The following is a 24,732-nucleotide window of genomic DNA, read 5'->3' on the forward strand; positions in this document are numbered from 1 at the left end:
GTCATACGCCTATCGCAGACCCCAGGAGAAGCCCATGCCCCTTCCCGCCTACCTCACCACGGCTGAAGCCGCCGAGTACCTCCGTCTGAAGGAGCGCAAGGTGTACGATCTGGTCAGCCAGGGCGTGATTCCGTGCGTGCGGGTGACCGGTAAGCTGTTGTTCCCTCGCCAGCGTATAGACCTGTGGCTGATGAACCACCTGGAGGGCGACGACGCCGTGAGCTCGCCAACCCCGCAGGTGCTGGCGGGCAGCCAGGATCCGCTGCTGGAGTGGGCGGTGAAAGAGAGCGGCGCCGAGCTGGCGCTGCTGTGCCAGGGCAGTGGCGACGGTGTCCAGCGGCTGGTGGATGGCCGGGCGATGCTGGCGGGCGTGCATATCTGGCACGCGGACAGCCAGAGCTACAACGATCCTGCCACCCTGGGCCTGAGTGGTATGCGGGACCTGGTGCTGATTCGTTGGGCCAGGCGCCAGCAGGGGCTGTTGTTGGCGGCGGACAACCCCCACGGACTGGCCCGGATCGAAGACATTGCCCGCCCCGGTATCCGGTTGGCGCACCGCCAGCCCGACGCCGGCGTGAGCCATTTGCTGCAGGGGCTGCTTGCGCGCCACCGGATTGATGCCCGGCAACTGGATTGGGCAGTGCATCCATCGCTCAGCGAGGACGACCTTGCCCTGGCCATCCGCCAGGGCGAAGCCGATGTGGGCATAGGTATTGAGGCGGCGGCCCGGCGCCAGGGATTGGCGTTCATTCCCCTGCAACAGGAGCATTTTGATCTGGCCATGCGCCGGCGCCATTACTTTGAGCCCGCCATGCAGCGCCTGCTGGGGTTTGTGGGCAGCGAACGATTTGTTCAGCGCGCCGAGGCGTTAGGGGGGTATGATATAAGTGAGCTTGGCAAAGTTGTGTACAACGCTTGAACGACAACAATAAAAAGACCGTTAAGGCAGGAGCCCTCTGATGGGGTTGACCAAAAAGAATCTGATCACCGAGATCAGCGGCGCGCTGGGGGATATAGGTACGCTGCTGCCGTTGACGCTCGGGGCCATTGGCGTTGCCGGGCTGGCGCCAGTGCCCGTACTGCTGGGTTTTGCCCTGTTCTACATTGCCACAGGGCTGTATTACCGTTTGCCCGTGCCGGTACAGCCCATGAAAGCCGTGGCGGCTCTTCTTCTTACCACCCAGATGAGTGCCGGCAGCCTGATTGCAGGCGGCGTGCTCATTGGTGCGATTCTTTTGGTGCTGGGATCGACCGGTTGGATCAACCGGGCTGCACGGCTGGTGCCCGGCTCGGTGCTCAGCGGGCTGCAACTGGGGCTCGGGCTGCTGCTGGCCTGGATGAGCGTCGGATTGATCGTCACCTCCCCGATGGCGGGTCTGGTGACCCTGGCAGTACTGATCCTTATGCTCAGGCTGTTGCCAGCCTGGCCCGCAGCCCTTGTAGGGCTCGCCGTGGCCCTCGGAATCGGGGTTTTGATCGGTGCCCCGGGATTGCCGCTGCCTGAGGCGTCTTCGCAGCCCTTCCCGCTGCCCCAACTGCCGTCCGTGGATGAGTGGCAGCAGGGCTTCTCCATGCTCGTACTGCCACAACTGGCGCTGACCGTCACCAATGCCATTGTGCTGACGGCGCTGGTGGTGGGCGACTACTTCGGTGAGCAGGGCCACCGGGCCACACCGGCGCGGCTGTCCGTGACCACCGGCCTGGCCAACCTGTGCCTGGCGCCTTTCGGCGCCTTGCCCATGTGCCACGGTGCGGGCGGCGTTGCAGCCCATTACCGCTTTGGCGCCCGCTCCGGTCTGGCACCGGTGGTCCTCGGTTCTTGTCTGTTATTGGTAGCGCTGGTGCCCGGCGGCCTGTCCTTCATTGCTGCGGTTCCGGCAGCCGGGCTGGGTGCCCTGCTGCTGGTTGCAGCGGTGGAGCTTGGTTTTTCCCGCAGGCTCAGGGTTGCCAAACCGTCCTGCTGGCCAGTCATTGGCGTAACGGCTCTGGTCACTTTCTGGGCGGATCCGTTCTTTGGATTGATCGCCGGTGTGGCCGCCGAGACGTTCCGCGCGGCGTGGCTGCGGGGGCTTGGGTCAGAGGCCCGGGAATCCGGGGATTCCAGGGGCTGAGGCGCATAATCCGTCAACTCCTGACCAGTCAACTACAATGAATTGAGAAGCCGGGAAAACCGATTGCTCCAGCCTTCCCGCCGATGATGCCCGCCCACCGAGGTAATGGACAATGAACGGTGCGAATCGTTTGTTTTCTGCCCGGCTTGCCACCTTTGCCGCTGCGCCTGTGCTGGCGCTTCTGGCCGGTTTGGGCAATATCTTTTCGGTGAGCCTCGCCTTCGGTGTTGATCTCATTTTCGGTCCGATTTTTGTCTTTATTGCCGTCGCTTTTCTGAGCCTGCCCGCGGCACTGGCGGTGGCCGGCGCGTGTGGAGCGGTCACCTGGTTTATGTGGGGGCATCCCTACGCAGGCCTGGTCTTCGCTCTGGAAGCGGCGATTGTCTTTGGATTGAGCCGCCGCAGAGGCAAGTCGCTGCTCAGTGCGGATATCCTGTTCTGGGTTGTGGCAGGCATGCCCATCACCCTGCTGTACCTCACGCAGATCATTGCCCTGCCGTTCGAGTCTTCCTGGCTGATTACCCTGAAGCAGTTCATCAACGCCGTTTTCAATGTGCTGGTGGCCAGTCTTGCCGTCTTGCTGATCAATATAGGGCTTGGGCGTTTTTCCCGGTTTTATCTGGGGCGCCAGCAGATCAAGAACATACTGTTTCACTCGCTGGTGGCGCTCATCCTCGGTGCGGGCACTCTGCCTATCATCCAGTCGAGCAAGCACGATGAGCGAAACACGGAGAACCTTCTGGTCGCTCGCCTGTCGGGCCTGCTGAACCACCTGGCCACCGATGTGGAGCTGTCAGAACGACCGGCAGACGAGGTTCTTGCAGATTTTGTGGCCCGGCCAAGAATCGATTCCTCCCTGGCCTTCGCGATACTCGATCCCTTCGGAACGGTCGTCGCAAGCAACGGTGGGCCCTGGACAGACCAGCTTCGGCCAACCTCTGCGCCCATGAAAGACGGCGAGCTGCGCTTTCTGGAACCACCGGGCAATCTGTCGTTCGTTCAGGCGTTACGGCAGGGTCGCTACCAGATGGTTCAGTCGGTAAACAACGGTGAGCCACTCACGGTGGTGGTTCAGGCACCCTCGGGCCCTGTTGCCGCCCAACTGGCGGGTGCAGCCTTCAAACTGGTGGTACTGCTCGGCGTGCTGCTGCTTCTGGGTATCCTCGCCTCCCAGATCCTCAGTCGGGTGCTCACGGCGCCGATCTGGCGGCTCTCGACGGCTTTGAACAGTTCAACCAACGGCATTGTGATTACCGATCTGGAAGGCCGGGTGGAGTGGCTTAACGAGGGGTTTACTCGCATTTCCGGATACGGCATTGAGGATATGAAGGGCCGCAAGCTCGCCCCCGTTCTGGCGAACGCGGGTGCGGACGAGGAGGCGGTAACACGAATTCGCCGGGCGCTGGCAGACAGGCGCAGTTTTGAAGAAGAAGTAACCAATCGCGGAAAGGATGGGTTGCCCTACTGGGTTCGCATCAACTGTGAGCCCTTGCGTGCGGAGAACGGCGGCATCACCGGCTTTATTGCGGTGGAAACCGAGGTGACAGAACAGAGAAGGATGTCCGAGCTCGAGCTGTTTGGGCGAGAGGCACTGGAAAAGCTGGCCAGGCGGGGGGCGCTGGAAGAGGTCTATCGTACGGTCCTGGCCAACCTTGAATCCATGATCCGGGTACGCTGTGTGATTGAACTGGGCGGGCCCGACTGCGAAGCAAACACTTACTTTCCGCCTGCTTCCTACCTTCTGGTGGGTAAAGGGAGTATTGCAGCCCTGGCGAGCAGACCCTGGCAGGTGGTGCCTGTTCGGGATTCCCAGGGGCTTCGGCTGGGGAGCCTTCGGATCCTGCGGCTGGTTGGTGGCCCACAAACGCCCTGGGAGGTTGATGTTATCAATCGTGCCTGCCAGGTAATCTCGATTGCCACGGAGCGCTTCTGGTCAGACCGGAAACTTCAGGAGACTGCCAGCGTGTTCCGCCACGTGGACGAGGGTATTTTCCTGACCGACCCGGACTTTGTGATCGTGGATGTGAATGCCGCCTTCAGCCAGATAACCGGCTGCCCGATTGATGAGGCCGCGGGCTGCAAAGTGGAGTCTCTGTTTCCCGATCAGGGCACGGCATTTCTGAGCCAGGCGGTGCTCGTTGCGCTGGACCAGTTTGGCCAGTGGCAGGGAGAAACCGCGCTGACCAACAAGCGCGGCGATGCCGTCGAACTGGTCCTGAAAATCAGCGCAATCAGGGGCGAGCGCGGCGCGGTGCGGCGCTACATCTTCCTGATCAGCGACATCACCGAGTTGAAAACCTACCAACGCCAGCTGGAAAGCATGGCCAGGTACGACGCACTCACCGGGCTGCCCAACCGGGTGCTTCTGGGCGACCGGCTCGATCAGGCCATGCGCCAGGCCGAGCGCAATCGCAAGCGCCTGGCCGTGCTGTTTCTTGATCTGGACGGGTTCAAGCAGGTGAACGACACCCTGGGCCATGAAAGCGGCGACCAGTTGCTACGGATCATCACCCATCGTATTTCCGAAGAGCTACGAGACAGCGATACCTTTTCCCGCTTCGGTGGCGATGAGTTTGTCATCGTATTGCCGGAACTCGAGAAGCAGGAAACCGCCGATGACGTGGTCAGGCGGATTCTCGCAGCGGTGGCAAGACACGTACTCTTGTCCGGTCGACAGGTGGACATCACGGCGAGCATAGGACTGACCTTCTATCCCCAGAAGGACGACCTGGACGCCGACCAGCTACTGCGCCAGGCAGACCAGGCCATGTACGCCGCCAAGCAGCAGGGCCGCAACGGCTACCAGTACTTTGATACCGAGAACGACAAGGCGGTTCGGGAGTTCCACGAATCCGTGGGCCAGGTAAGTGCGGCCCTGCAGAACGGGGAGTTTGTGCTCTTTTACCAGCCCAAGGTAAATATGAGAACCGGGGCAGTCATCGGGCTGGAAGCCCTGATTCGCTGGCAGCATCCCGCACGGGGGCTGGTGGCCCCTGGTGAGTTTCTGCCTTTGATTGAACATCACGCACTGAGTGTCAGCGTGGGCGAGTGGGTTCTTGGTGCGGCTTTGCGGCAAATGGCCGAGTGGCGGGACCAGGGTTTTGAGGTTCCGGTGAGCGTGAACATCAACTCCTTCCACCTCCGGCAGAAACACTTTGCGTGTCGCCTGAAGGACATCCTGGAGCGATACCCCTCGGTGCCGGCCGGAGAGCTGGAGCTGGAGATTGTCGAGACGTCGGCACTGGAGGACCTTGAAACCGTCTCTGAGCTGATCCACGAATGTCGGTCGCTGGGCGTTGTGTTCTCACTGGATGACTTCGGCACCGGGTACTCATCGCTCTCCTACCTGCGGCGCCTGCCGGTTGAGAAGCTTAAGATAGACATGAGCTTCGTGCGCGACATGCTGCGGGATCCGAACGATTTTGCCATTGTGCAGGGCATACTGGGCCTTGCCGACTCGTTCGGCCTTGATGTTATTGCTGAGGGAGTCGAGACGCCGGACCACAGCGCCAGGTTGATGGAGATCGGGTGTCTCTATGGCCAGGGATATGGTATTGCCAAACCGATGCCCGGAGAAGCGATTCCGGGTTGGGCGGCTTCAAGAGACTCTTGCACTACTTCGGCAAACAAGGAGAACGCCCGGTCATTGCAGCAAGACGCTGAATAATTCATCTCGAATCAATTTCTTTTCTTCTAGCACACTCCAAGCACAGGATCCTGGCGGCGAATGGCTGTCCATAGGCTCATTTCATTTACACAAAATAACTTGTGCTCACACCCTGCGTGACTAGAATCGCCTCTGTTAATTTTTGGTTATCAAAAAACCGTTAAATATTGAAAAATTCTATAAATGGTGTGGTCATGAGTTATTTACGGCGTAGTGTTGAAGCCAAATTGCTGAGCGCGATTGCGCTAGGTGTCTTTCTTCTGGTGTGTGCGGCCAGTTTCGCGCTCTACGAAACCTGGGATGCGGTTCGGGAGTTCGATCTGATCCAGGAGGAAATAGCGGCGGAGATGGGTGACTCCGCTGACCTTCAGAGACGCTCGGCGGCCGAGGCGATAGCCTGGAAAAATTATCTTATCCGGGGAGAGGATCCCTCGGCGCGGGAAGCCTACTGGCAACGTCTTATAGCGGCCGAGGCCGGCGTTAAGAAAAACATTCGCGAGTTGGATACACAATTTGACGACCCGCAGGTATCGGCTTCACTCAGCAACCTTGCTCGTGTTCATTCGGAGATGACCCAGGTTATGCATGCAGCTCGCGACCGGCTCAATCGCAATGGATTTCAGGCTGACCGAGTTGACGATGAATTGGAAGGGCTAATGACACCCATGCGTAATGCGCTTGAGGACCTTCGGCGAAATATCGAGGAGCGTGGTACAGAAAAGGCGGAGCGCACGATGGCGGATGCCTGGAGCGAGCTGACAGTCGGAATAATGGCCATGGTGCTGGCAATAGGCCTGACTGCATTGTTGCTGTTCTGGCTGGTGCGTCGCACGGTTGTTGCTCCTCTTAAAGTGGTCATGACAGACCTCCAGCACATGGCCACCGGCGATTTTTCCAGACCTGTAACAACGGGCTCGGAAGATGAGGTCGGCAAACTGGCCCGTAGCGCCGAGGATTTGCGAGTGCAGCTTGGTGGCATGCTCGGTCGCTTGCGAGATGCCTCGGTACAAGTCGCTTCCGCGGCTGAGGAGCTGTCCACCGTATCGCAGCAAACCGCTCAGGGTATCGAGCAGCAGCGCCGGGAGACCGAGCAGGCAGCGACAGCAATGAACCAGATGGTGGCTTCGGTCCAGGAGGTGGCGCGGCACGCAGCGGGCGCGTCGTCTACTTCAGACAGCGTGAACCAGGAAACTGGGAAGGGCCAGCAAACCATCCGTGATAATGAGCAATCCGTGAGCGATGTGGCTTCGGCCATGAATGCCGCCGCGGACGTGATCCGTGAGCTGGACCGGCACGCGCTGGATATTGGCGAGGTCATCGACATCATCACCGGCATTGCCGACCAGACCAACCTGCTGGCACTGAACGCGGCTATTGAGGCGGCAAGGGCTGGCGAAGCGGGCCGCGGATTTTCCGTGGTTGCCGACGAGGTGCGGTCGCTCGCCCGGAAAACCCAGGAATCGACCGACCGAATTGCCGCCACGGTGAAAAAGGTGCAGGAAGGCAGTGCATCGGCCGTAAGTGCAATTGAAACCAGCCTGGCCGAGGCGGGTGACGCACGGCAGCAGGCCGAGCACGCGCGCCAGGCCCTTGATGCGATCGGCCAGGGCGTCGTCCGGATCAACGATCTGACCACTCAAATCGCGGCTGCCACCGAGGAGCAAAGCTCCGTGTCCGAAGAAATTAATCGCAGTATCACGGGTGTGAGTGAAGTGGCCGTGCAAAGCGCCGCTTCGATAGGCCAGGTATCCAGCTCCGGGGAGGAGTTGGCGCGTCTTGCCGGGGACCTGAAGGATATGTCAGCCCGGTTCGTGGTGTGATTCGGCGCGGAGGTGCGATTGCAGGAAGGGCCGGATTCGTTGGAAAAATGTAAAAAACGGCTCATTTAACACAAGGAAGGCCTGGATCCAGCTATAGTGGCGACACATCCAGTGAAAATGAACCGGCTTTTATGCAACTCCACTTCGCCGACGCCAGCACATCTCTGGGGCAAGCCTTGGCTGGCCAGTATTCTCTGCCTCTGGTTGCGGTTTCTGTGTTGGTGGCGATATTCGCGGCCTTTGCCAGCGTTAGTCATGTTGACCTGATGCGGGCATCGGAATCCCCCAGCGCTGTGCGACGCTGGCATCTCATTGGCGCGCTGGCAATGGGCGTTGGGGTGTGGACCATGCATTTTGTGGGCATGGTCGCTTTTCGACTGCCCATCGAGGTCTATTTCGACCCATTACCCACTTTGGTCTCGGTGCTGCCTGCTGTCCTTGCCGGTTATGCCGGCCTGAGTGTTCTGCGACAACCCGAACCAGGAGCCAGGGCCATTATTCTCGGCGGTACCATCATGGGTGCCGGGATCGGCGTGATGCATTACGTCGGTATGGGTGGCATGATCGTGGATGCGCAAATGGTGTACCAGCCCGGCCTGTTTGTTGCGTCCATTTTGGTTGCCGTTTTCATGGCAAGTCTGGCTCTGATCGTGCCCCGGGCAATCAAGTCATTGGAGGCGCGGTTTCCGGTTCGACTGTCCGGCGGCGTTTTCAAGCTGGCAACCGCCATTCTCATGGGATTGGCCATTTCCAGCCTTCACTACGTGGCCATGGCGGCGACTGTGTTCATCCCCGCCGACCAGCCCAGTGTTGTTGGGCAATTTGGCGAAAACATGGACGAGAGGCTTATCGTAACGCTCGCCGTCATTGCGAGTGTGTTTATTCTGGTTGTGTCCACGCTAACAGTCATTCTGCGACACAGGATCCTTGCCCTGGATGCTTTGGCCGCCCGCTCCGAGCAGGAAGCGCAGCGAATTGACAACAGATTTCAGAAGCTTGTCAGCCGTCTTCCGGGCATGGTGTACCAGTTCCAGATAGACGCGGATGGCCACACCCACTTTCCTTATGCCAGCGACGCGATCGAATCAGTGCTTGGCGTTACGGCAGAGGATGTACGTGCGGGTGTCAGTACGGTCTTTGGTTTTGTTCATCACGACGATATTGTCGGGCTCAAAGCGTCAATTCGCGAGTCGGCGGACACTCTGAGCGCCTGGAAGCATAAATTTCGGGTAAAGATTGATGGCGAGGAGCGCTGGCTTCAGGGTAATTCGATCCCGGAGCGCCTGGGCAATGGCAGTGTAGTCTGGAGCGGCTTCATTAACGACATCACCGAGCAGAAGCGATCGGAAGAGCGTATTCACCAACTGGCATTCTTTGATGAACTGACCGGCTTGCCGAATCGCCGATTGTTCGAGGATCGCATCGACTGCGCCCTTGCTGCCTCGGCCAGACATGGGCAGTTTGGCGCGTTGCTCTACATTGATCTGGACGACTTCAAAACGCTCAATGACAGTCTCGGCCACTCCTTTGGCGATAGACTGCTGATAGGCCTGGCGCGACTGTTGACCGAGAACCTCCGCGAATGCGACACGGTCGCCCGACTCGGCGGTGACGAGTTCGTGATCATTGCCAACGAGCTGGGCACCACTGAAGAGAGTGCAGCCCGGAATGCGGAAAAGCTTGCAGAAACCCTGCTCAGAATCCTCGGCGAGCCGGTCAATCTGGGCGGTTATGAATACCGGTGTGGGGCGAGCATGGGCATCGTTCTTTTCAAGGGCGACGATCTGTCCCGGGAGGAGTTGCTCAAAAGGGCCGACGCTGCCATGTATGAGGCCAAGTCGGTAGGTCGGAGCAGGGTGCGGTTCCACGACCCTGGCGTTCAGTCGATACTGGAATCCCGCTTTCGCCTGGAAATTGAGCTCCGGCGTGCCATTGAAAGACAGGAGCTGACGCTGGTCTACCAGACGCAGGTGGGGTTGGCAGGGCAGTGTGAGGGAGTGGAAGCGCTGCTGCGCTGGCACCATCCCGAACTCGGATACATACCGCCGTCCGATTTTATCCCGATTGCCGAAGCCAACGGCCTGATTTTGCCCCTGGGACAGTGGGTGATTGACGCGGCCTGTGCCCAGCTTGCCCGTTGGTCCGAGGATCCCGAGCTTGGTTCGCTGATACTTTCGGTGAATGTCAGCTCAAAACAGTTCCACGAACCCGACTTTGTTGTGCGGGTCATGGAAACGGTCGGGCGGCATGGCATCAATCCAGCCCGCCTGTGCCTGGAAGTGACCGAATCCATGGTTCTGGACGATCTGGATGATGCTCTGGTGAAAATGACAGCACTCAGGGAAACCGGCATCCGGATCGCCATGGATGATTTTGGCACTGGCTACTCTTCAATGGCTTATCTGTCCAGCCTGCCGTTCGACGAAGTCAAGATCGACAAGGCCTTCGTACAAAAGGCGGAGCACGACGTTTCCCGGAGCGAATGGGTGATCATAGAAACCATCATCACCCTGTCCCACAAGCTGGGCATGAAAGTGGTGGCCGAGGGCGTGGAAACGGCCGAGCAGCACCGGCTGCTGAGCGAACTGGGCTGCGATCGGTTTCAGGGGTTTTATTTCGGCCGGCCAGTGGATGTTGATGCTTTTGCGCGGGGGCGGGTTGAGGCAATCGTGGGCCGATAAAAAAGGCCCGCGCTCTCACGCAGGCCTTTCGAATAATGGCGCGCCCGATAGGATTCGAACCTATGACCTTTGCCTCCGGAGGGCAACGCTCTATCCAGCTGAGCTACGGGCGCTTCGAGCACGGCGAGGGCTCGCCGATTTCGAGTGCGCAATCTTACGTGCGAAGCTCGCCGCTGTCCAGCCCCCGCGGGCAAGTCGCCGGCTCAGGTTTCATGCAGCTGTGGTTCGGGTGTGATTGAGGCCAGGCTGGTGTCGTTGCTGAAGGTCACTTCGCCGTCCTGGATGGTCACCTGAAACGCCATGGAACGCTCGGCAAGGGCGGTAAGCGCTTCGGTACCCTCGCCAGGGAGGTGCACAACACGGAGGTTGTCGAAGCGCTCCAGCTTGCCATGATGTTTGTCCCACCAGACGGTAAAGGCGCGGTCGCCGTAAGTGTAGAGGATCACCTGCGCCGCCTTGTTGCAGGCTTTCCGCAACCGGTCTTCTTCGGGTAACCCCAGCTCGATCCAGAGTTCAATCTCTCCGGTCAGGTCCCTCTGCCAGAGCTCCGGTTCGTCATCGGTGCTCAGGCCACGGGTGAATTCCAGGGTGTCGCTGGCGTTCAGGGCGAAGGCCAGCAGTCGCAGCATCATTCGCTGGTCGGTTTCCGACGGGTGCTGGGCCAGTGTGAGATGGTGGTCGGCGTAGTAGTGGCGGTCCATGTCGGCGATGTTGAGGGTCGCTTTCAGAACGGTTGCTTTGAGCGCCATGGGCTTCCTGCGATGGTATCGTGGTGGGAGTTTGGCTAGTGTAATGCAATTCTTTCCGTTGGATGTAAGTGCATGCCGCTGTTGCGTGGTTTTCTGGTTCTGGTGCTGTTTTTCATACTCGGCGAGTCCGTGCGCCTGCTGCTGACGCTCCCGGTCAGTGGTGGTGTGCTCGGGATGGTGCTGATTACCTTTACTCTGATGGTGAAGGGCAGCGTGAGCGATGCGCTGGCAACGGCCAGCCAGGGGCTGATTTCGGTGCTGGTACTGCTGATCATGCCGGGAGTGGTGGGGGTGTTCTTTACCGCCAGTCAGTTCTCCGGGCAGTGGCTGGCAGTGGCCGCGGCGCTGTTGCTGGGGACCCTGCTCAGCGTGCTGACCACCCTGTTACTGATGAAGTGGGTAACGGCCCGGGGAGTGTCAGAACGTGAGTGAGCTTCTTGCGCGCTCCCAGGCGCTACTGGATGTGCTGGCGGCAACTCCGGTTCTGGCCATCGGCCTGACCCTCGGCGCGTTCTTTGCCGGTAACTGGCTGTTTAACCGCTTTGGCAGGCCGCTGTGGCTGCCGCCTGTGGTGCTCGCGGCCTGCCTGCTGGCGGGTGTGATTGCCGTTCTGGCGATTGATTATCGCGATTACCGACAGGGCGCCCAGTGGCTCACCGTGTTGCTCGGGCCTGCCACCGTGGCCCTCGGCATTCCGTTGTACCAGCAAATGCACCATATCCGTGCCATGTGGCGCCCGATTCTGGTCACTCTGCCGGTCGCCGCTACCATGGCTGCCGTCTACGCCCTTGTCATCGGCTGGGCCCTGGGCGCCACGCCGGAGGTGCTGGCGTCGCTGGCGCCCAAGTCGGTAACGGCACCCATTGCCATTGGCATTACCGAGCAGCTGGGTGGTTCGGTGCCCCTGATGATGGGTGGCCTGTTGATCACCGGCGTGGTGGCAACCCTCTTCGTTGACCTGTTTGCCCGACTGTTGCCGGTGAAAGATGAACGGATTCTGGGCTTCGCCCTGGGCCTCAATGGCCATGCCATCGGGACTGCGCGCGCGTTTGAAATCAGCCCTGCCGCTGGCGCCTTTGCGTCACTGGGCATGGGCCTCACCGGGGTGTTCACCGCCCTGATTCTGCCTCTCGTTTTCAGGCTATAACCCTGCGCCAAATCGGGTCATTCACCTGGCGTATAGGCCCTTGTCGTAATTTCGATTGCCCTACGTGGTTTCCGAGACTAGCTTGTTGGCCAGGCATTCGGCGCCGTTCTGCGCCGATGTTCCGTGAAAATTCTTAAAACAGCGACGGAAAACGCGATGAAAAAACTGATAGCAGCATTTGTCGGTTCCATGGCCCTGGCAACGGCGCCGGTAGCCCTGTCTGCCGAGGCAACCAAGGAACTGAAGATGGCGTACGACGCCGACCCCGTGACCCTTGATATTCATGAGCAGCTGTCTGGCGGTATGCTGCAGCTCAGCCACATGACCTTCGACCCGCTGATTCGCTGGACCTCGGATCTGCAGTTCGAGCCGCGCCTGGCCAAGAGCTGGGAACGCATTGATGAGAACACCATGCGTTTCAAGCTCAGGGAAGGGGTCAAGTTCCATTCCGGCAATGAGCTGACCGCCAAGGACGTGAAGTTCACTTTTGAGCGTCTCAAGCAGAGCCCCGATTACAAGGCGATCTTCCAGCCGTTCAGCGAACTCAAGGTGATCGACGACTACACCTTCGAGCTGGTCACCAAAGAGCCCTACCCCCTGTTGCTGAATACCGCCACCTACATCTTCCCGATGGACAGCGAGTTCTACACCGGCAAAACCGAGGGCGGCGAGGACAAGAGCGCCATTGTTAAGCACGGCAACTCCTTTGCCTCGGAAAATCTCTCCGGTACTGGTCCCTATGTCATCACCGACCGTCAACAGGGCGTTCGGGTGGAATTCGAGCGTTTTGACGATTACTGGGATACCGAATCTCCGGGCAACGTTGGCACCATCACCCTGACACCAATCAAGGAGAACGCCACCCGCGTGTCGGCCCTGCTCTCTGGCGGTGTGGACTTCATTGCCCCGGTGCCGCCCAATGATCTGGAGCGGATTCGCAAGGACAAGAACGTCAACCTGGTCACCATGAGCGGTACCCGGATCATTCTGTTCCACATGAACCAGGATCGGGTGGAAGCGTTCAAGAACCCCAAGGTTCGCCAGGCCATTGCCTACGCCATCAACCAGGAAGGCATTGCCGCCAAGATCATGAAAGGCTTCGCCACCCCGGCGGCGCAGATGTCACCGGAAGGCTACCAGGGCCACAACGCGTCCCTGACACCACGCTTTGATGTGGCCAAGGCCCAGCAGCTGATGAAAGAAGCCGGCTATGAGGACGGCTTCACCATCACCATGATGGCGCCCAACAACCGCTACGTGAACGACGACAAGATCGCCCAGGCGGTCGCGGCCATGCTGGCGCGCATCAACATCAAGGTGGACCTGAAAACACTGCCGAAGGCCCAGTACTGGCCGGAGTATGACAACCGCGCTGCGGACATGATGATGATCGGCTGGCACGCCGACACCGAGGATTCCGCCAACTTCTTCGAGTTCCTGACCTTCTGCCCGAATACCGAAACCGGTGCCGGCCAGTACAACGCTGGTAACTACTGCAACCCGGAAATCGACGCGCTGGTGAACAAGGCCAACGTCGAGACCGATCTGGAGAAGCGGGCGGCCATGCTCAAGGAAGTGGAACAGCGCCTGTACGAGGATGCGGCTTTCATTCCGCTGCACTGGCAGGACCTGGCCTGGGCGTCCAAGAAGAACGTGAACATTGAGCCGGTGCTCAACGTCATGAACTTCCCCTACCTGGGTGACCTGGTCATTGAGTAATTGCCTTTGATGGCCGGCCGGCGCTGGAGTGATCCGGCGCCGGCCGTTTGTTTGCAAGCCTTATCCGGACACTTTCCATGCTAGCGTTTTTGGTACAGCGGATTTCCCAGGCGGTTCTGGTCATGTTCGTGATCAGCGTGATCGCCTTTGCCATTCAGGACGGCCTTGGGGACCCGCTTCAGGAGATGGTGGGTATGTCCGTCTCCGAGGAGGAGCGGGAAGCCATTCGTGAGGAACTCGGTCTGAACGACCCGATGCTTGTGCAATACCTGCGATTTGCGGGCAATGCGCTTCAGGGCGACCTGGGCAACTCCTATTTCTACAGCAAGCCGACCCTTGAGGTGATCGCCGAACATCTTCCGGCGACCCTGGAGCTGGTGATTGGTGCCAGCCTCATTATCGTGTTTCTGTCCGTGCCTATCGGTGTCTATGCCGCAATCCGGCCCCAGGCATGGCTCTCCAAATTCTTTATGGGTGTCAGCACCGTGGGGATATCCATCCCGGTGTTCCTGACGGCCATTGTGTTGATTCAGTTGTTCTCCATCGGTGTGACGGTGAACTGGTTTCCGTCGGATACCGGCTGGGGGCAATGGCTGAACGACTTCTTTTCCACCGAGGGAGGGTTGCCGTCCTACGGGCGGGGTGATGAGCTCACCCATCTGTTCGGCACCTGGGAATCCGGGTTTTTCTCAAGCGGCGGGCTGATGCATCTGGTGTTGCCATCGGTTTCCCTGGCCTCAATCATGCTGCCCCTGTTCATCCGTCTGATCCGTGCGGAGATGATGGAAGTGCTGCAGAGCGATTACATCCGCTATGCGCGGGCCAAGGGTCTCAGCGCTGGTCGCATCAACTTCCTGCACGCGCTCAAGAACACCATGCTGCCGGTGATCACCGTCGGCGGCGTGCAGATCGGCATCATGGTGGCCTACACCATTCTCACGGAAACCGTGTTCCAGTGGCCGGGCGTGGGGTTGATGTTCCTGGAGGCCATCACCCGCAGCGACATCCCGCTGATCGTGGCTTACCTGATGGTGGTGGGCCTCATCTTCGTGATTACCAACACCCTGGTGGACCTGATCTACGGTCTGGTGAACCCCACCGTCAAACTGACAGGTAAGAAAGCATGACAACGGCAACGGTTTCCCGCTGGGACCGCTTCCGCGAGTCCTTTTTCTGGTACAGCTTCAAGCGCGACAAGGTGGCCATTGCCAGCTTTGCGGTGTTGCTGCTGATGGTGCTGGCCGCTGTGTTTGCCCCGCTGCTGGCCCCGACCGATCCCTACGATCTGGCGCAGATCAACATCATGAACTCCGAACTGCCCCCGGTGGGCATGAGCGGAGCGGATCCCGCCTTCCCCCTGGGCACGGACGCCCAGGGCCGGGACCTGCTCTCGACCATCCTCTACGGCACCCGGGTGTCCCTGATGATCGGCTTTGGTGCGGTGGTCCTGCAGGCGTTTCTGGGGATTCTCTTTGGTCTGCTGGCCGGCTACCTGGGCGGTAAGGTGGACGCGGTGCTGATGCGCATCGCCGACGTGCAGCTGTCGTTCTCCACGCTGATGGTGGCCATTATCGTAGGCGCCGTGTTCAAGGCGAGCTTCGGCAACCTGATGTTTGGTGAGATCGCCATCTACATGCTGATCTTCATCATCGGTGTTGCCGAGTGGCCGCAGATTGCCCGGACCGTGCGCGCCTCTGTGCTGGCGGAGAAGAAAAAAGAGTATGTGGATGCGGCCAAGGTGATGGGCTTCGGCACCCGCCGGATCATGTTCCGGCATATCCTGCCCAATACCCTGTCGCCGATTTTCGTTATTGCCACGGTGCAGATCGCTAACGCCATCATTTCCGAGGCGGCGCTGTCGTTCCTGGGTCTTGGTATGCCGGAGACCCAGCCATCGCTGGGGTCGCTGATCAAGTCCGGCTTTGATTACATCCAGAGCGGTTCCTGGTGGATCACCCTGATCCCGGGCCTGGTGCTGGTGGTGCTCGTGCTGGTCATCAATCTGTTAGGTGACTGGTTGCGGGATGTGATGAACCCACGGCTGTACAAGGGGTAACACCATGGCACTGTTGGAAGTGAAAGATCTGGATGTGCGTTTTGCGGTGCGTGGTGGCGACCTGACCGCGCTGCGCGGTATCAGCTTTTCTCTGGACAAGGGCGAACGCCTGGGACTGGTGGGCGAGTCCGGTGCCGGTAAATCGGTGGCGGCGTTCTCGATTCTCAACCTGATCGCCAAGCCGGGCTACATCGCCGGCGGCCAGATCCTGTTCGAAGGCAAGGATCTGGCGGCCATGAGCGAGCGGGAGCTGCGCAAAATCCGCGGCAACCGGATTGCCATGATCTTCCAGGACCCGATGATGACCCTGAACCCTGTGCTCACCATCGGCACCCAGATGGTGGAAGCCATTCTTGCCCATCGGAAGATCTGCAAGAAAGAGGCCCGGGCCATTGCCCTGGACCGGCTGCAGAAAGTGCAGATTCCCTCGCCGGAGAAGCGTCTGGACCAGTACCCCCATGAGCTGTCTGGCGGTATGCGCCAGCGGGTGATCATTGCCATCGCCCTGCTACTGGACCCGGAAATCATTATCGCGGATGAGCCGACCACGGCCCTGGATGTGACCATCCAGGCGGAAATCATGGACCTGCTGCTGAACCTGTGCGAGCAGGAAAATGTGGCGCTGATGCTGATTACCCACGATCTGGGTGTGGTGTCCCAGGTGACCCAGCGGATGCTGGTCATGTACTCCGGCCGGATCATTGAGCAGGGCCCCACCCGGGAAATCATCAACGATGCCCAGCACCCCTACACCCAGGGGCTGATCAATGCGCTGCCGCAGATGGGCGAGCCCGGCGAGCGTCTGTTCCAGATTCCCGGCTCCATGCCGTCGCTCAAGAACGTACCCTCGGGCTGTCCGTTCCACCCCCGCTGCAAGTTCGCCACCGAGCAGTGCAAGCAGGCGATGCCGGAGTATGTCCGTTCGGGCAACGTGAACGTGGCCTGTTACGAAGTTGCCAACCTGATTGAACAGGAGAAACGCATGCAGGAGGCCGAATCATGACCTCCCCCCTGGTAAGTATTCGCGGTCTTGAGAAGCGCTTTGATCTGTCCGGCAGCCTGCTGGAGCAGATTACTTTCGAGGGTGGTCGTTTCCGCCGGAAACAGGAAGCGGTTCATGCCATAAACGGCGTGGATCTGAACGTGCAGAAGGGCGAAGCGCTTTGTGTGGTGGGCGAATCCGGCTGTGGTAAGTCCACCGTGGCCCGGACCGTTATGGGCCTGCTGTCGCCCAGCGCCGGCGAGATCCACTACGACGGTCAGCGTATCGACCATCTCGAGCGCAAGGACTCTCTGCCATACCGGCGCAAGATGCAGATGATCTTCCAGAATCCTTACGCCTCCCTGAATCCGCGCATGACCATCCAGCAGACCCTGGAAGAGCCGATCCGTTTCCACCATCCGGACTGGTCGCCGGCCCGGGTGCGCGACAAGATTCATGAAGTGATGCATTCGGTGGGTATTGATCCGGACTGGGGCAGCCGCTTCGGCCATGAGTTCTCCGGTGGCCAGCGCCAGCGGATCGCCATTGCCCGGGCGTTGGCGGTGGATCCGGAGTTCATCGTCGCCGACGAGCCCATCTCGGCCCTGGACGTGTCGATTCAGGCCCAGGTGCTGAACCTGCTCATGGACGCCCAGGAAAGCCGGGGGCTCACCTACCTGTTTATCACCCACGATCTGGCGGTGGTGGAGCACTTTGGCACCCGGGTGGCGGTGATGTACCTGGGGCGGGTGTGTGAGCTGGCGGACACGAAAACGCTGTTTTCCGCGCCCCGGCATCCCTACACCCAGGCGCTGCTGTCCGCGATTCCGAAACTGGAGGACGACCGCCCCAACCACATCCGCCTGAAAGGGGAGGTGCCCACGCCGGTCAATCTGCCGTCAGGCTGCGTGTTCCACGGGCGTTGCCCCTATGCCAATGAGCGCTGCCGGCAGGAGGTGCCGCAACTGATCACCACCGATGCCGGTACCCAGGTTGCCTGCCATGCGGTAGACGAGGGCAGGTTGTAAAGGCGCTGCCGCGATAGGCTATGATGCCAGCAACTGCTCTGGCATCAATACGACGACACCTCCTCAGGTAAACCCATGGAAGTACGCTGGTTGGAAGATTTTCTGGCGCTGGCCCGCACGCGCCATTTCTCACGTGCCGCCGAGCTGCAGCACGTGAGCCAGCCTACGTTCAGTCGCCGGATCAAGCTGCTGGAAGAATCCATGGGCAGTACGCTGGTCAACCGTCAGACACTGCCGCTCTCGCTGACGCCGGCGGGAGAAATATTCCGGGAGCTGTGTGAGCGGATTATCCGGGATGTCCGCGACACCCGTGATCGAATTTCGGCCCTGGAGGCGGAAGTCTCCGCCAGGATCAGCGTTGGCTCTACCCAGGGCCTGTTTTCGCACTTTTACCAGGGCTGGGCAAAAGATGCGGGCATTGCCGAGCGGCTGCAGCTGAATCTGAACGCCACCAGCTGGGTGGGCGAGCAGTTCCTCGAAGCCCTCGACGGTGGCGAATGCGATCTGGTGCTGTGTTACTGGCACCCGGACCTGCCCTGGGGCGGACGGCTGACCGCAGACACCTATCAATGGCTGGTACTGGCGCGCGAATCGCTGGTGCCGGTCAGCGTGGCAGATGATCTCGGCCAGCCCCGCTTTGCCTTGCCGGGCCTTCCGGATCAGCCGGTGCCGCTGATTGCGTACCACAGGCGTGGTTTCCTGCAGTCGGCCATTGAGGGCCATCTTGCCCGTCGTGGCCTGAGCGCCAATCTGCTGCCCCTGAACGAAAATACCCAGTCCGCCATATCAAGGCGCTGGTCAAACAGGGATTTGGCATGGGCTGGCTGCCACGGCGCATGACCGAGAAAAGCGAGCAGTTTGGCAGTCTGGTGCGTGCCGGTGATGAACGCTGGGACGTGCCTCTGGAAATTCGCCTGATCCGCCTGCAGGAACCCCGCTCCGAGGATCTGCGGGCGCTCTGGAAAACACTGGAAGATGTCTATGTCTCATGAAGCGCTGTTGTCACTGCAAAATGATCACCTGCGTGAACTGCAGAGCCGGTACGAGTCGGCACTGGCAGACCACGGCTACGACAGCCTGCTGATCGCTTCCGGTGCCGCGCCCTACCGCTATGGCGATGACCAGGCCTGGCACTTCCAGGGCTTCGGGCCGTTTCTGCACTGGACGGGACTCGCCGGGCGCGAGCACTGCTGGCTTTGGGTTCGGGTTGGTCACAAACCGATGCTCTGGCTGTTTGAGCCGGTCGACTTCTGGCACGCGAACCCAACGCTTTCGGAAGAACCCTGGCAGGATTTCATCGAGGTGCGGAGCAGCGCTTCGCCCGAGGCGCCGGTGCTGGATGATCCCGGCAGCCTGGCGGTGATCGGCGACCCGGCCCTGGTCTCCGGCCTGCCCGGAGACGCCAACCCGGAAGGACTGTTGCGGGACCTGGACGAAACCCGCGTGCGCAAGACCGGCTACGAAATTGAATGTCTGGCAGAGGCCAACAGGCGGGCCCTGGCGGGCCACGCCGCCGCCCGGGAAGCCTTCCTCGCCGGCGAGACCGAGTTTGATATCAGTCTGGCTTACCAGCGCGCCACCCTCCAGCGGGAGACCGAGGCGCCCTACCACAGTATCATCGGCCTGAATGAACATGCCGGTACCCTGCATTACCAGTACTACGATACCCGGCCGCCCGCTCAGCCCCGCAGCCTGCTGATCGATGCCGGGGTCCGTTTCCGTGGCTATTGCTCCGACATCACGCGCACCACGGCAGGGCCTGGCGAGCCGCATTTTGCGGCTCTGATTCAGGGGCTGGAGCAACTTCAGATCCGGCTTTGCGACATGGTGGCTGCCGGGGTCGATTACATCGATATCCATCGGAAGGCTCACCAGGGAATTGCCGCCCTGCTTTCGTCAGCCGGGCTGGTAAAAGGGATAGCCGATCAGGACATCGTTGACCGGGGCATCACCAGGGCCTTCTTTCCTCATGGAGTCGGGCATTTGCTGGGTGTTCAGGTACACGATGTGGCCGGCAAGCCAACGCCCGCGCCTACAGACGCACCGTTTCTACGCCTGACCCGCAGACTGGAGCCGGGGATGGTGGTGACCATCGAGCCGGGTCTGTACTTCATTCCCTCGCTGCTTGACCCCCTGATAGAAGGTGAGTTGGGCCAGTTTCTGAATCTGGAGCTGATTGACCGGCTCCGGGGCTGTGGCGGTATCCGGATTGAGGACAATGTGGTTGTGACCGACGCCGGACGACGCAATCTCACCAGGGAACAGACAACGGACTGAAACACTCCGTTGCACAAAATTGATACAAAGGGCTTGCAATTCCAGATGTGAATAACAATAATTCTTACTAACTATTACAGCGTTGGTGAGTCAATTTTATGTACGTCTGCCTTTGCCACGGGGTTACCGACCGGGAAATTCGCGAAGCGGCTGAAAACGGCGTGTCCTCCATGCGCCAGCTGGGTAAGGAGCTGGGTGTGGGCACCCAATGCGGTCGCTGCGCCTGCACCGCGCGGGAGATCCTTCGCGAGAGCCGTTCCACGGATTATCTGGCCCTTGCCAACCTGCTGGCCCAACCTGCCTGATAGTCATCCCCATTGCCAATTGCGACCTTTTTACAGGCGCGGTTTTTTATCTGCCCGTAACCGTCTATCCTTGTAATTTCAGGTAGCTAACACACAAGGAAAACGGTTATGAAAGGCGATAAAAAAGTCATCCAGTACCTCAATCGGGCTCTTGCCAACGAGCTGACTGCCATCAACCAGTATTTCCTGCATTCCAGAATGTACAAGGACTGGGGCATCACCAAGCTCGCCGACAAGGAATACGAAGAATCCATCGATGAGATGAAGCACGCTGACGAGCTCATCGAGCGCATCCTGTTCCTCGAAGGTCTGCCCAACCTGCAGGACCTGAACAAGCTGCTGATCGGTGAGAACGTGGAAGAGATGCTCCAGTGCGATCTGAAGCTGGAACTGGCCGGCCACGCCGATTACGTGGAAGCGGTTGCCTACTGCGATGAAGTGAAGGATTACGCGTCGCGGGAGCTGTTCCGCCGCATCCTCGAGAGCGAAGAAGAGCACATTGACTGGCTGGAAACCCAGCTTGAAATGATTTCCCAGATGGGTATCCAGAACTACATCCAGCTCCAGTCCGCCGCGGAGTAAACCCAGACAATGGACCTGTCCTGCTTCAAGGCATACGACCTTCGCGGTCGTGTGCCTGATCAGCTCAACCCCGTTCTTGCCGAGAAAATCGGCCGCGCCTACGTCGAAATCACCGGCGCCAGAAAAGTCATTGTCGGTTACGACATCCGCCTCTCCAGCCCGGACATTGCCGAGGCGCTCAGCTCGGGCCTGATGGCCGCCGGTGCCGACGTCTTCGACATTGGCCTGTGCGGTACCGAGCAGGTGTACTTCGCTACCAGCCACTACCAGATGGACGGTGGCATCATGGTCACGGCCAGTCATAACCCGAAAGACCACAACGGCATGAAAATGGTCGGGCCCGAATCGCGCCCCATCAGTTCCGACAACGGCCTGAACGATATCCGGGATCGAGTATTGGAGCCCTTCGCCGATGCCCCTGAGCAGGGCCGGTACGAGCCGCTGGAGGTGATGAGCGCCTACGTGGATCATCTCCTGGGCTACATTGATGCTGCCGCTCTCAGCCCCATGACCATCGTCTGCAACGCCGGTAACGGTGGTGCCGGCCTGGTGATCGACGAGCTTGAGCAGCACCTGCCCTTTGAATTCGTGAAAGTGCACCATCAGCCAGACGGCCATTTCCCCAACGGTGTACCCAACCCCATCCTTCCGGAAAATCGGGCGGCCACGGCCGATGCGGTGATCGAACAGGGCGCGGCCATGGGTATCGCCTGGGATGGCGATTACGACCGCTGCTTCTTCTTCGATGAAAACGGTCGCTTCATCGAGGGCTACTACATTGTCGGCCTGCTGGCGGACCAGTTCCTGCGCAAGACCGGTGGTGGCAAGGTGATCCACGACCCCAGGCTGACCTGGAACACCATTGATCTGGTGAAGGCCGCCGGCGGCCAGGCCGTCGAAAGCAAAACCGGCCACGCCTTCATAAAGCAGCGCATGCGCGACGAAGACGCGGTTTATGGTGGCGAAATGAGTGCCCACCATTACTTCCGGGACTTTGCCTACTGCGACAGTGGGATGATTCCCTGGCTGCTGGTTGCCGAACGCCTGTGCCAGTCCGGCCAGACTCTGTCGTCACTGATCGACGCCAGAATCGACGCCTACCCGGCCAGCGGAGAAATCAACCGCACCATCGACAATCCGCCCAAGGTCATCGCGGCGATCGAAGCCAAATACAGCGTTGGCGCCAAGAGCGTCAGCCATGTGGACGGCGTGAGCATCGAATTCGACGACTGGCGCTTCAATCTCCGGATGTCCAACACCGAACCGGTTGTGCGGCTGAATGTTGAATCAAGGGCGAATATTCCGTTGATGGAAGAGAAGACCGAAGAACTGTTGGCTGAAATGCAGAGACTGAACGAAGAGGGCTAGCACTGAAGCCCGAGACCGTGCCGAACGGTCTTGCGCCGAGGCGCCATGTCAGAGCCAATCGTTCAGCATAATGCCGATACCGAACCGCTGAATCCGGTGGTTATAGTCAATCAGGCTCTCCCCATAGCCGTTGTAATACTGGAAAAACCCCTTGACGGTATCCCCCATCGGAAAGCTGTACCCGAACTCCACCGACGTCTTGTTGTCGTCTGAGCGCAGGTTGTTCATCAGTCGAAGGGAAAATGTCCGGTCTTCGGTGAGTTTGTAGACCGCGTGGTAGTTGGCGTAGCCCAGATACCGATCAATATCCGAGTTATCGTCACTGCTGTTTTCCGGAATCCGGTACCAGGGCTGCACCATGAACAGCCACCGGTCATAGCTGTAGGCCGCGGTGCCGACAATCCGGTTCCAGCTGCGCGAGCGAGGCTCGGACTGGCCGTTGGACTGGTGATTGAAACCGATGGTCACCCCGTTAAGCCGCCCGGGGCCTACGTCCCAGTCGGCCTGGTAGCGCAGGAACACTTCCGGCTCATAATTGGTTTCCCGGAAAGGCGCGGAATCGTCCTGGTTGTAGACCTGCCAGAAGGAGGTCTGGGTGTAGCCAAACCAGAGGGTTGTCCGGTCATCCAGCAGACCGGTCAGCAAGGGTACCTTGAAACTGATCTGGTATTTCGCCTCTTCCCGCTCCAGGTCGTAGTCGTAGCCCGTGGTGCCCAGCCGTGGGCTGGAGGGTGTGGGATTGGGCTCCTTCACCCAGGTGGCCGGCAGAATATAGGTGGGCCGGTGCCCCACAAAGCTTCCGGAAAACGAGAATACCGCCTTTTCGGCGGCCACGTACTGTTCCATCAGGGCCGCCATCACGCCGGCGTCGGGATCGTCCGATGGCGTCCCGTTTGTGGTGTCTTCAAGGTCGCGCCCGTTGGGTGCCAGTTGCTCGGCCCGACGTTCTACGGCCTCACGAACCTGCTCGGGCGCCTCGGCCTGGCGGTCCTCCGGCGGGTAAAGGCTGTCGAAACAGGCGAGGCGCTGAATGCCGTCTTCAATCAGGGCGCACTGCTCGGGTGTGTGTATCGCCGTGCCCGGAGTTTCCTGCGCCAGGCCGACGGCCGGGACGGCCATAGCCGCTGCCATCGCGAGGTGTCCCACGGATCCGGCCCGCATGGGTGGTCGCTTCATGGTCCGGGTCTCCTAGGCGTCGGTGAGGCTGAACCAGGTGTTGGCAACGCCGTAGATCCAGACCCCGATCAGGGTCACGGCCAGAAGAGAAAAAATCAGTTTGTGTTTGAAGCGGTTGGCGCTGTCCGCCGCGGCCACCCAGCGCAGATACATCAGCCCGATGAAACTGAGAAACACCCCGAGGCTGGCCAGTGCGGGCACCAGCAACCACGCGGCACTGATGGTCTGGCCGTCGCTGGTCTGGCTTGAGAACCAGCCCATGGAGGCCAGCAGAATCGCCAGAGCCGAGAATTCAGCAATCAACAGGGGCTTTCGCAAAGGATGGGGCGACGCGGGGTCCGAATGGTTCATGACACGGTTCCTGAATAGTGTGAAATCGGCAAACCCCATGGTAACCGGATTGCCCTGGAAACACTCCTTCACTTACGAAATCGCAATCAAATCGGCTGAAAACCGACCGATGATTTTGCGGTTTGGTTTTTTTGCCAGGTTTCAATCGCTATAATGCGGCGACCGACGATTATAACGCTCAAATGCGAGGTGCATTGCGATGATGAAGAGAGTCCTGGCTGCTGTGCTGGTCCTGTCGGGCCTGACAGCCGGCGCCGTAATGGCAAGTGTCGAAGACGAAATCCGTGCCCGTATCGCGCCGGTTGGTGAAGTGTGCCTGCAGGGCGAGGAATGTGGCAGTGCCGCGGCACCCACCGAAACCGCCAGTGCGGGTCCCCGTTCAGGCAGCGAAGTCTACGACGCGGTCTGCATGGCGTGCCACTCCACGGGAGCCGCCGGTGCGCCCAAGATTGGTGACACCGCAGCCTGGGCTCCGCGCGTCGACAAAGGCCTGGAAACCCTGGTCAGCCATGCCATCAACGGCTTCAACGCCATGCCGGCCAAGGGCGGTTGTGCAAACTGTCCGGATGAAGAAATTCAGGCGGCCGTTGAGTACATGGTCGAAGAAAGCCAGTAACCGGCTGCACTCGCACGTGAAAGCCCCCGATTTCGGGGGCTTTTTGGTGCGCCCGGCACGGGCGCACTCCTGGAGGTGCAAGTCCTCCCGTGAGCTG

Annotated in this window: 20 protein-coding genes, 1 tRNA gene and 1 pseudogene; 18 read left to right on the plus strand and 4 right to left on the minus strand. The window is 59.9% G+C overall.

Annotated elements, in window-relative coordinates; all coding sequences use genetic code 11:
- Window positions 1-34 precede the first annotated feature (34 nt).
- The 5 genes from ACFC20_RS01780 to ACFC20_RS01800 all read left to right on the plus strand — a co-directional run bounded on the left by ACFC20_RS01780 (window position 35) and on the right by ACFC20_RS01800 (window position 10,279).
- Window positions 35-919 (plus strand): substrate-binding domain-containing protein, encoded by an 885-nt coding sequence (locus tag ACFC20_RS01780; RefSeq protein WP_375191496.1) that lies wholly within the window; start codon window positions 35-37, stop codon window positions 917-919.
- A 40-nt stretch (window positions 920-959) separates the two neighbouring features.
- The gene (locus tag ACFC20_RS01785; protein ID WP_375191497.1) at window positions 960-2,111 is read left to right on the plus strand and encodes a putative sulfate/molybdate transporter; all 1,152 of its coding nucleotides are present in this window, start codon (window positions 960-962) and stop codon (window positions 2,109-2,111) included.
- Between the two features lie 112 nt (window positions 2,112-2,223).
- Entirely contained in the window at window positions 2,224-5,778 is a 3,555-nt protein-coding gene (locus ACFC20_RS01790; RefSeq protein ID WP_375191498.1) for an EAL domain-containing protein, read from the plus strand.
- A gap of 194 nt (window positions 5,779-5,972) precedes the next feature.
- Window positions 5,973-7,598 carry a methyl-accepting chemotaxis protein gene (locus tag ACFC20_RS01795; RefSeq protein ID WP_375191499.1) on the plus strand — a complete coding sequence of 542 codons (1,626 nt, stop codon included), beginning with the start codon at window positions 5,973-5,975 and terminating at the stop codon, window positions 7,596-7,598.
- Between the two features lie 131 nt (window positions 7,599-7,729).
- Window positions 7,730-10,279 (plus strand): EAL domain-containing protein, encoded by a 2,550-nt coding sequence (locus tag ACFC20_RS01800; RefSeq protein WP_375191500.1) that lies wholly within the window; start codon window positions 7,730-7,732, stop codon window positions 10,277-10,279.
- A 36-nt stretch (window positions 10,280-10,315) separates the two neighbouring features.
- On the opposite strand, the gene ACFC20_RS01805 is transcribed toward ACFC20_RS01800, so the two are convergent.
- Both ACFC20_RS01805 and ACFC20_RS01810 read right to left on the minus strand, forming a co-directional pair.
- Window positions 10,316-10,392 (minus strand) — tRNA-Arg (locus ACFC20_RS01805).
- 90 nt (window positions 10,393-10,482) lie between these two features.
- Window positions 10,483-11,028: a YaeQ family protein gene (locus ACFC20_RS01810; protein ID WP_375191501.1), complete on the minus strand. Its 546-nt coding sequence runs from the start codon at window positions 11,026-11,028 to the stop codon at window positions 10,483-10,485.
- Between the two features lie 72 nt (window positions 11,029-11,100).
- Between ACFC20_RS01810 and ACFC20_RS01815 the strand changes: the two genes are divergently transcribed.
- The 12 genes and pseudogenes from ACFC20_RS01815 (at window position 11,101) to ACFC20_RS01870 (ending at window position 22,492) form a co-directional block, all read left to right on the plus strand.
- The gene (locus ACFC20_RS01815) at window positions 11,101-11,460 is read left to right on the plus strand and encodes a CidA/LrgA family protein (protein WP_375191502.1); all 360 of its coding nucleotides are present in this window, start codon (window positions 11,101-11,103) and stop codon (window positions 11,458-11,460) included.
- Complete coding sequence (locus ACFC20_RS01820; protein WP_375191503.1) at window positions 11,453-12,175, plus strand: LrgB family protein; 723 nt, start codon at window positions 11,453-11,455, stop codon at window positions 12,173-12,175. Before ACFC20_RS01815 ends, ACFC20_RS01820 begins: the two co-directional genes overlap by 8 nt.
- Before the next feature lie 156 nt (window positions 12,176-12,331).
- Window positions 12,332-13,894, plus strand: a complete 1,563-nt coding sequence (locus ACFC20_RS01825; protein ID WP_375191504.1) for an ABC transporter substrate-binding protein — start codon at window positions 12,332-12,334, stop codon at window positions 13,892-13,894.
- A 77-nt stretch (window positions 13,895-13,971) separates the two neighbouring features.
- Window positions 13,972-15,021, plus strand: coding sequence for an ABC transporter permease (locus ACFC20_RS01830; RefSeq protein WP_091990207.1), 1,050 nt, complete (start codon window positions 13,972-13,974; stop codon window positions 15,019-15,021).
- Window positions 15,018-15,950, plus strand: a complete 933-nt coding sequence (locus ACFC20_RS01835; protein WP_375191505.1) for an ABC transporter permease — start codon at window positions 15,018-15,020, stop codon at window positions 15,948-15,950. The genes ACFC20_RS01830 and ACFC20_RS01835 overlap by 4 nt, the downstream gene beginning before the upstream one ends.
- A gap of 4 nt (window positions 15,951-15,954) precedes the next feature.
- The gene (locus ACFC20_RS01840) at window positions 15,955-16,953 is read left to right on the plus strand and encodes an ABC transporter ATP-binding protein (protein WP_375191506.1); all 999 of its coding nucleotides are present in this window, start codon (window positions 15,955-15,957) and stop codon (window positions 16,951-16,953) included.
- A complete protein-coding gene (locus ACFC20_RS01845; RefSeq protein ID WP_375191507.1) occupies window positions 16,950-17,960 on the plus strand; it encodes an ABC transporter ATP-binding protein in 1,011 nt (336 codons plus the stop codon). The genes ACFC20_RS01840 and ACFC20_RS01845 overlap by 4 nt, the downstream gene beginning before the upstream one ends.
- Window positions 17,961-18,035: 75 nt before the next feature.
- Window positions 18,036-18,952: pseudogene (locus ACFC20_RS01850) on the plus strand (LysR family transcriptional regulator).
- The gene (gene pepQ, locus ACFC20_RS01855) at window positions 18,942-20,237 is read left to right on the plus strand and encodes a Xaa-Pro dipeptidase (protein WP_375191508.1); all 1,296 of its coding nucleotides are present in this window, start codon (window positions 18,942-18,944) and stop codon (window positions 20,235-20,237) included. The pseudogene ACFC20_RS01850 and the gene pepQ overlap by 11 nt, the downstream one beginning before the upstream one ends.
- A gap of 98 nt (window positions 20,238-20,335) precedes the next feature.
- Entirely contained in the window at window positions 20,336-20,542 is a 207-nt protein-coding gene (locus ACFC20_RS01860) for a bacterioferritin-associated ferredoxin (protein ID WP_091990224.1), read from the plus strand.
- Window positions 20,543-20,650: 108 nt separating this feature from the next.
- Window positions 20,651-21,124, plus strand: a complete 474-nt coding sequence (gene bfr / locus ACFC20_RS01865; protein ID WP_091990226.1) for a bacterioferritin — start codon at window positions 20,651-20,653, stop codon at window positions 21,122-21,124.
- Between the two features lie 9 nt (window positions 21,125-21,133).
- On the plus strand, window positions 21,134-22,492 hold the full coding sequence (locus ACFC20_RS01870) for a phosphomannomutase (protein ID WP_375191509.1): 1,359 nt from the start codon (window positions 21,134-21,136) through the stop codon (window positions 22,490-22,492).
- Window positions 22,493-22,540: 48 nt separating this feature from the next.
- Here ACFC20_RS01870 and ACFC20_RS01875 read toward each other — a convergent pair whose 3' ends face one another.
- Both ACFC20_RS01875 and ACFC20_RS01880 read right to left on the minus strand, forming a co-directional pair.
- Entirely contained in the window at window positions 22,541-23,668 is a 1,128-nt protein-coding gene (locus ACFC20_RS01875; protein WP_375191510.1) for a phospholipase A, read from the minus strand.
- 12 nt (window positions 23,669-23,680) lie between these two features.
- The gene (locus tag ACFC20_RS01880; protein WP_091990235.1) at window positions 23,681-24,019 is read right to left on the minus strand and encodes a hypothetical protein; all 339 of its coding nucleotides are present in this window, start codon (window positions 24,017-24,019) and stop codon (window positions 23,681-23,683) included.
- Between the two features lie 202 nt (window positions 24,020-24,221).
- Here ACFC20_RS01880 and ACFC20_RS01885 point away from each other — a divergent pair, with 202 nt between their 5' ends.
- A complete protein-coding gene (locus ACFC20_RS01885; protein WP_091991089.1) occupies window positions 24,222-24,635 on the plus strand; it encodes a cytochrome c5 family protein in 414 nt (137 codons plus the stop codon).
- Window positions 24,636-24,732 lie beyond the last annotated feature (97 nt).

It is taken from the genome of Marinobacter sp., assembly GCF_041984545.1.
Taxonomy (GTDB): domain Bacteria; phylum Pseudomonadota; class Gammaproteobacteria; order Pseudomonadales; family Oleiphilaceae; genus Marinobacter.